Origin of the sequence: Peribacillus sp. NPDC096448, from assembly GCF_044762675.1 — a bacterium.
GTDB classification, from domain to species: Bacteria; Bacillota; Bacilli; order Bacillales; family DSM-1321; genus Peribacillus; species Peribacillus frigoritolerans_B.
In genome coordinates this window covers 1-7,721 of record NZ_JBIWEU010000045.1, presented here as the reverse complement: position 1 = coordinate 7,721, position 7,721 = coordinate 1, and the positions used below count along the sequence as shown (strand labels likewise).

The window sequence follows — 7,721 nt, the reverse complement described above, 5'->3', positions numbered from 1 at the left end:
CCATTTCCTATATTTAACGTAGCAGATTCCTCTCTTTGTGTTGGAGTTTCTCTATTATTTATTCATATGCTTTTTGAAGACAAACAAAAGAAAAACGTGAATCAACAAATTTAAATTAAAGACAAAATCAAAAGCTGAGAACATATTAGTTTTGTTATTAATCAAAAGGGCGCATTTCTGGAATAAGAATTGCGCTCTTTCTTAATGAATACAGCCATTTAACTAAATAAGATTTCCAAACAAAACTGGATATATTATGCTAATGTGTATTGTGAGATTGTGAAGAAATGTACTTAAACTATAGGGTGCGTTAGCTGAAAATCAGAGCTGTCTTCAAGGCAGCTTTTTCTTTATGGAACTATCGGGGCATGTTAATCCACGTTATTGTTTTCCATCATACTTAGTATCCGATTTATGTAATCTTATCAAATTGTTGTTAAGGAAGGCTAAAATCAATATACTTTTACACACCAAAAAAGCTCCTAAATAATAAGAGCTTTTTTGCATGCTTACTTCCTCTAATGACTATTTAGGCTTTTTTGAATAATCTACGAGACGGGGGTAAGATAATTCGATAGGTTTTACCTTAATAATATTTATTCTGGTAACAGAAATACCTAATAGTTATTATGAAATAAAAAATATCTCTGGTCTATTATTGTGAAAAGATTTCTTTTGCGTTGTCCATGGCCATTTTATTTCCTAGTGCTGAATAGTCAAGCCATGGCTGATCCGGAACTACGTATACATGTTTTCCTTTAACTGCTTTCAACCCTTTCCAAATGGGTGTATCTTCTAACTGTTTAAAAGCTGTCTGAGACTCATCGTCACTGTTGACGATGACAAATATAGCATCTGCATCGAAATCTGGAAGAACTTCTTGAGATATGACTTCGTAAGGTAGATTTTTATCAATGTCTTCAACACCATTGGCAGGTTTAAAACCTAAATCCTGAAATAGGATAGGTCCCATTGGTCGTTTTGTACTAAATACCCGTAACTCCTTTGCCGTAACACGTATTGCCATTACTTTACTGCCTTCACCAAGTTTATTTTCAATTAAATTTTTCACTTCTTTTGTTTGTTTTTCATAATCTGAAATGAATTTTTCTGCTTGCTGTTGACGATCGACAAGATTACCTACGGACTTTAAATGATCTCTCCATGTTCCTTCATCAAGATTAAATACATTAGTCGGTGCGATTTTTTCATATTTTGATACATCTTTTCCTGAAAATTCCTTATCTAGATAAATCACAGAAGGGTTTAGTTCAATTAATGCTTCCATATCTGGATCTTTTACTGGTCCAAGTTTTTGCGTATCTTTTAATTGATCCTTCACATGAGGCAGAAAATCTTTTAATTCCCCACCAATAACAGAACCAACTGGAGTTATACCTAATGCAAGTAGATCATTTGTTAGATGGATGGAAAGTGAAGCGATTCTTAGTTCTTCACTTCTAGGTTTATTTTTTTGTGCTGATTTACTATCATTTAAGGAAGTTTGTCCGCAGGCGGACAAAATAAGAATTAACATAATGCTAAATAAAATAGTAAGTTTCTTGTTCATTTTTTCTCCTTAATTGAAAAGTTATTTTGTTTTTGTGAGCAAATAAAGAAAATAGGGAGCTCCTATAACGGCAACGACTATACCAGCTGGAATAGCATTTGGCTGAAATATGGATCGACCAATGGTATCCGCAAGCACCAAAATAATGAGCCCAATAAGTCCTGAAACAGGAAGGAAATGTTGGTACATTGGGCCAGCAAGCCGACGGGCAAGATGAGGGGCGACTAGACCAATAAATCCAATACCGCCGGCCATCGCTACACTCGCACATGACAAACCAACAGCAGTTGCCAGCATCAGCAAACGTTGTTTTTGAACAGAAGCACCAAGGCCAGCTGCTACGTCATCACCAAGTGTTAAGGCATTTAATGTGTTAGATTGGAACCAAGCATAAGGTGCTAAAATAAGGATCCACGGAAAAAGGGCAATAACATGAATCCAATCCCTTCCCCATACATTTCCAACTAACCATCTTGAAGCAAATGTGTAGGTTTCTTCATCGAGACGAAGAGAAAGAAAAAGTGTAATAGCACTAAAACCAGCAGAAATTGCAATTCCAATAAGAATAAGTCGAATGGGCAATATGCCTTTGTAACGATCATAGGCAAGTAAAACAATAAGAAAAGCAGTTAAGACTCCGCCTAAAGAGGTAAATAACGGTATAAGAATTGATGCTTTTTCATCTAATGAATGAAAATATGTAACAAAGATAATGAGACCAAAGGACGCACCGGCATGTAATCCTAAAATTCCTGGATCTGCCAAAGGGTTACGTGATAATCCTTGTAAGATTGCACCTGAAATTCCTAATCCAACTCCCGCCAACATGGTAATCAAGATTCGTGGGATACGGTATTCAAACAGAATAGTAGAACTTTTAAAATCACCGTAGCCAAAAAGCGTTTGGATTACTTTAAAAGGTGAAAGTCGCAGGGTACCTGTATTCAAGCTTATTAATACTGCAACTATACTAATTAAAATAAATACCATAGTAACTGTATAAGTCCTCTTGTTGTCTGCATTCATATGATATTTCACCCTATAAGTCCCTCCCTACTTTACGAGCAATATAGAGAAAAAAAGGAACACCGACAAGGGCTACCATTATACCAATAGCCAGCTCTCTGGGTGGGTTCAACGTTCGGGCTCCCAAATCAGCCAGTATTAACAGTATCGAACCCAATAATGCTGACATTGGAATGATGAGCTGATAATATCCTCCAACCAATTTTCGTGAAATATGTGGGATTACAAGTCCAACAAAACCTATTGAACCAACGGCTGAAACAGAAACCCCTGCCAGAATAACGGCTATTATTATTCCAAGTATTCTAATACGAGTCGTATTCACACCAAGATTGGTGGCAATATCATTGCCCATTGAAATGAGTGACACAGATCGCCCTAACGATATTGCCCAAATAATTGCGATAAGAATAATAGGAACCAACACTTTCAAATGATCCCACTTTATCCCTGCAACACCTCCTGCATACCAAAAGGCTAAATCTTGACTCAAATCATAATAAATAGCCACTCCTGAACTAAGTGAATGTAAGAGCGCTGCTATAACTGCACCTGAGATTGTTAACCGTATAGGTGTTAATCCTCCCGGCACAGATGAGCCAATTATAAAAATGAACAATGTACTCAATACAGCTCCTATAAATGAAAAAACCATCAAGATAGAATACGGAATGTTTGGAAAGAAAGCAAAACTAAGGGCTACCACAAACATTGACCCTGCGTTAATACCAAGTATTCCTGCGTCAGCTAAGGGGTTGTGGGTGACTCCTTGCATTAAAGCCCCAGCAACTGCAAAAGCTGCTCCGACTAATGAAGCGCCAATCACCCGTGGAAGCCGTAGTTCGTGAATAATCTGTTGCTGTGTCAGTGTAGGATCATAATTAAAAATCGCTGACCACACAGTATTGAAGGTAACCTCTTTTGCCCCAAATGTTACAGCCAAAAACAGGCACACCACTAATCCAAGAATCACCAGAATGAATAAACACATTAGCAGAAAAACACTTGAACGATTTTTGAGTCCCTTTAGAGAGGGATTATGTAACATTAAATTCATCCTTTACTTTTCAACAATTGATATTGATAATCATTATCATTATGATTATATCTTTACTCTTTGTTGAAATCAATCTATTTTTTAATACGTTAATTTGAGAAGCGTAACGATAAGGAAGAACCTGAAATGTATAAAGGTTTTGAGTAAATAAGGAAGTAAATACTCTATCGTAAGAGCTTGACAGCCGAAGGGATTAAATCGTTGATTGAGTCCTTTAGGACTTATAAAGACTCCCGTTATAGATACTAGACAACTACATAACTCTTTTAGGGAAGTACTCACTACTTTTTGGCTAGCTCTTGGAGAGCTTTTGGAGGTGAAAGTCGTTGTAGTTCCTGTGAAAAGAGGGTAAGTTCGACTGAAATCTCGCGATACATAAAAAAAAACACCAGCCTTTTCATGATATTACAGGTATAATAGCGTTTTTCGCTTTTTGTTGGAAGGAAATTTAAACAAGTCTTATAAAGAGAATTGACTACTAAGGAACAATAATTATTAGTTTGGGTTAAAAAATAAGAGCAAAGATTTAAAGTTATACTAATTAGTTACGCTTATCTTTTTGATCGATAAGGGGTAAACCTCTTCTCTTCAATTCTTCTTCTAGGACGAGGATAAATTTTTTGTCTAAGTCTAATTCAATTGCTTTATGGTATGAGTCTATCAATAGTTGATCATTTAATTTTTTCATATATTTCCCTTTCTTTAAAACCACGTTTAAGTCTCTAACTTAAAATATAGAGTGAACTTTTTTGCAACAAAAAGGTTTCATATTTATTCTATATTTTAATCTACATAAAACAACATAAACCGACATCATTAAACGCAATATATATAGCTTTCTAGTTTACATGTAGCTTTGAAATAAAGTCACGATGTTTATAAAAAAGATGCTATGTTTTGAAGAAAGTCGCGATATTTATAAAAAAGTTACGACGTTTTCCCCTTTGGATATGGTTATCTAAAGGGGGTGTTTTATAGTGAAAGAAAAGGCGGATTAATGAACTGTTGATTGAAAATAGAGTTGTTCCGTTAAAGGGCAATTTAATGGAACTAGACTCCCAAATAAAACTGGATATTTATGTTAAAATTGATATAGGATTGTGAATTAGTCTACTTAAACGAATGGAACAGGTTACCTCAAGAAGGATAATATTAAAGTAATAAATATTATAATAAATAAGAGTAATTGTGACGTTCAAATAATTTTTCAAGAGGAGGAAAAATGAAGCATTCTTACAAGCTAGCCATCGTGGGAGGGAACGGAAAGGTAGGACGATTTATTGCAAAAAGGGCATTAGAAGATGGATATCAAGTTCGTATGCTTGTTAGAGATCCTACTAGATTAACTAATACTGATGAACGAATTGAGATTGTGAAAGGAGACGCACAAGATATAAATTCTATTCGGTCTTTTCTTAAGGGTTGTCATATTGTTATCAATACTTTAGGTCAACCCTTAAAAGATTTCCCTATTTACAGTGTTGTAACAAAATTCATCCTTACTGCAATGAATGAATTAGAAATTAGAAGATACATTGGTGTTACAGGAGGATCACTTGATATTAACGGAGATAATAAGAACATAATAAATAAAATTGGAGCAAGGATATTTAGATTCTTATTTCCGAAGATGATGGCAGATAAAAAAATGGAACTTGAGATTCTTGCAAGCAGTGATGTTGATTGGACACTTGTACGTTTGCCATTTGTAGTTGAGGGATCATCTGCTGGTAATATAAAGGAAAGCTTAACCGATATGCCGGGAATAAAAATTACGAATATAGATATCGCAGATTTTATCATTAATCAGATCAGTGATAATAAATACATAAAGAAAACTCCTTTTATAGCCAACTAAAATATTAGTAGATGGAAAAAATTTCTTTTCAATTAACCAGCTAATAGAAGCTACTTAGTTTTTTTTCCGTTATAGGGCGCGATACTTGAAGAAGTTTTGTTTTTCTTATAGAACTCCCATGAAAATTAAAAAAGCGCAAAATTCAGTAAAAACCACAACAAAATAGAACCAGTAAAAACGCTTTTTAAAAAAAGGCTGAGCCTTATGAGGAATCTGATTGAGTTTGGTCAATCGTTAAACAAAAACCTCCAATCATAGCATATTAAGTAGAGGCTAGCGCTACGCCCAAAAAAGGATTAATCTCTCATGAGTGCTACCCATAAAGGGCGCGACAGTCGGTGGTACACCGTGGTTGTCGGAGTCAGGCTAACGGGTGCGTTAGCTGAAGATCGGAGCTGCCTTTAAGGCAGCCTTTTTTGTATGCAACTCTTGGGGCAGGATAGTTGAAGAAGAACAGTGTTGTATTTATGATGATTGCTTTTATTTATTCATAAGAGGTATTCCATATTTTTCTTGAATCTATCTGTTCGATTGTTATAATAAGTGCAATAATTCCGAGAGTAGAGTGATGATTATGAATATTAATTTTCTTCCGAATGACTCTTTTATTGAACCAAATGGTCAAAATATTGACGAAGTTAAGAGCCTAATTAGAAAAGTTATGGATTTGGTTATAGAGAATTCTGCTAATTCTGAGCAACGTCCATCTTTAGCTCAAATAGAAAATTATAATTTTGGTGAGTTTTCCATGCAAGGAGCTCCAACTGAAGATATTCTTCTACAATTACAAGAGATATTAAGAAATTCAATGAATCCTCTAACTCCTAACTATATTGGTCACATGGACTCAATCCCTACTTTAATTTCCTGTTTGGGTGAATTTGTAACAACGGCTATTAATAACAATATGTTGAGTCTTGAAATGTCACCTGTATTCTCTCAAATGGAAGTTCAAGTACTTCAAAAAATTGCACATATGTTTGGATATGATGAAAAGGGTGGAGGAGTAATGACTAGTGGAGGGAGCCTTGCTAACCTTCAAGCCCTTGCAGTTGCTCGAAACCATAAATTACAGGTTAAAGAGGCAGGATTAACTGGATTAATAGAACAACCAGTAATTTTAGTATCAGAAGTGAGCCATACTTCTCTTCATAAAGCAGCAATGTTATTAGGATTAGGTACCTCTAGTGTAATCGCAGTAAAAAGTAATCATAATTCTCAGATGGATATCTCCGACTTAGAGAAACAAATTATTAAAATGTTTGAAGAAGGGAAAAAGCCTTTTGCAGTTGTGGCAACGGCTGGAACAACTGTAACGGGTAGTATTGACCCCATTCTATCCATTGCAGAAACAGCAAAGAAGTATGGGCTCTGGTTACATGTAGATGCTGCTTATGGTGGGGCATTAGTATTTTCAGAGAAGAATCGTCACCTACTTTCTGGTATTGAAGGGGCAGATTCTATAACTTTTAACCCTCAAAAATGGATGTACGTTGCAAAAACATGTGCTATGGTTTTATTTAAGAATCGAGACTTATTGGAAACGGATTTCCGAATTTCTGCTCCATATATGAATGATACAAATTTTACAAATTTAGGTGAAGTTAGTGTTCAAGGCACCCGTCATGCTGACATTTTAAAGTTATATTTGTCTCTTCAACACATTGGATTAAAAGGTTACGACCAACTATTGAATGAAAGTTATTTATTAGTCGAGGAATTTGTAGTGCAAGTTAAAAAACGCTCCTACATAGAACTAGCAAGTGAACCTGATACAAATTTGTGTTGTTTTAGAGGAAGACCAAAATATCTAGATTCTAATCAATGGGACCAATGGAACTTAGAGTTGCAACAGTATCTGCTTAATGAAGAACGTGTATTTTTCTCCTTGCCAACTTATAGAGGAGAACGTTGGTTAAGAGCAGTTCTATTAAATCCATATACTCCAATCTCAACTATACAAAAAATATTTAGTAAGATTGATGAATTTTATATAAATCACCATAGTTATAAATCCTATTAAATTAACTGGGTGCTATAATTCAATAAGTACAATTGAATTCAATAGGATTTAATCTTCAACAAATGTGCGCGATTCTTTAAAAAGAATCGCTTTTCTTAATGAACTACCATGAAAATAGACTTCTGGAATTTAGGGGAAAAGGCAATACTTAAGAAGACGCAGCTCATTGTTTTTTTAAAAAGGGGAG

7 protein-coding genes are annotated in these 7,721 nt (G+C 35.0%); 3 read left to right on the top strand and 4 right to left on the bottom strand.

Going from position 1 to position 7,721, the window contains the following annotated elements; translation table 11 throughout:
• On the top strand, window positions 1-114 hold a 114-nt coding region (locus ACIQ0C_RS26890), incomplete at its 5' end, for a signal peptidase II (RefSeq protein WP_403065870.1).
• Window positions 115-655: 541 nt separating this feature from the next.
• Here ACIQ0C_RS26890 and ACIQ0C_RS26885 read toward each other — a convergent pair.
• The 4 genes from ACIQ0C_RS26885 to sda form a co-directional block, all read right to left on the bottom strand.
• Entirely contained in the window at window positions 656-1,570 is a 915-nt protein-coding gene (locus tag ACIQ0C_RS26885) for an iron-hydroxamate ABC transporter substrate-binding protein (RefSeq protein ID WP_403065864.1), read from the bottom strand.
• Between the two features lie 21 nt (window positions 1,571-1,591).
• Complete coding sequence (locus ACIQ0C_RS26880) at window positions 1,592-2,596, bottom strand: FecCD family ABC transporter permease (protein ID WP_403065867.1); 1,005 nt, start codon at window positions 2,594-2,596, stop codon at window positions 1,592-1,594.
• A 13-nt stretch (window positions 2,597-2,609) separates the two neighbouring features.
• Window positions 2,610-3,644: a FecCD family ABC transporter permease gene (locus ACIQ0C_RS26875; RefSeq protein WP_403065861.1), complete on the bottom strand. Its 1,035-nt coding sequence runs from the start codon at window positions 3,642-3,644 to the stop codon at window positions 2,610-2,612.
• 550 nt (window positions 3,645-4,194) lie between these two features.
• Window positions 4,195-4,341 (bottom strand): sporulation histidine kinase inhibitor Sda, encoded by a 147-nt coding sequence (sda, locus tag ACIQ0C_RS26870; protein ID WP_402844163.1) that lies wholly within the window; start codon window positions 4,339-4,341, stop codon window positions 4,195-4,197.
• Between the two features lie 534 nt (window positions 4,342-4,875).
• On the opposite strand from sda, the gene ACIQ0C_RS26865 reads away from it, so the two are divergent.
• Together ACIQ0C_RS26865 and ACIQ0C_RS26860 are read left to right on the top strand one after the other, a co-directional pair.
• Window positions 4,876-5,511, top strand: coding sequence for an NAD(P)-dependent oxidoreductase (locus tag ACIQ0C_RS26865; RefSeq protein WP_403065858.1), 636 nt, complete (start codon window positions 4,876-4,878; stop codon window positions 5,509-5,511).
• 568 nt (window positions 5,512-6,079) lie between these two features.
• A complete protein-coding gene (locus ACIQ0C_RS26860; RefSeq protein WP_403065855.1) occupies window positions 6,080-7,534 on the top strand; it encodes a pyridoxal phosphate-dependent decarboxylase family protein in 1,455 nt (484 codons plus the stop codon).
• Window positions 7,535-7,721 lie beyond the last annotated feature (187 nt).

What these genes read in the sequence shown, in the direction of transcription:
- ACIQ0C_RS26885 (WP_403065864.1), bottom strand. Translation starts at nt 1,570, where the DNA reads ATGAACAAGAAACTTACTATTTTATTTAGCATTATGTTAATTCTTATT.
- ACIQ0C_RS26880 (WP_403065867.1), bottom strand. Translation starts at nt 2,596, where the DNA reads ATGAATGCAGACAACAAGAGGACTTATACAGTTACTATGGTATTTATT.
- ACIQ0C_RS26875 (WP_403065861.1), bottom strand. Translation starts at nt 3,644, where the DNA reads ATGTTACATAATCCCTCTCTAAAGGGACTCAAAAATCGTTCAAGTGTT.
- sda (WP_402844163.1), bottom strand. Translation starts at nt 4,341, where the DNA reads ATGAAAAAATTAAATGATCAACTATTGATAGACTCATACCATAAAGCA.
- ACIQ0C_RS26865 (WP_403065858.1), top strand. Translation starts at nt 4,876, where the DNA reads ATGAAGCATTCTTACAAGCTAGCCATCGTGGGAGGGAACGGAAAGGTA.
- ACIQ0C_RS26860 (WP_403065855.1), top strand. Translation starts at nt 6,080, where the DNA reads ATGATTATGAATATTAATTTTCTTCCGAATGACTCTTTTATTGAACCA.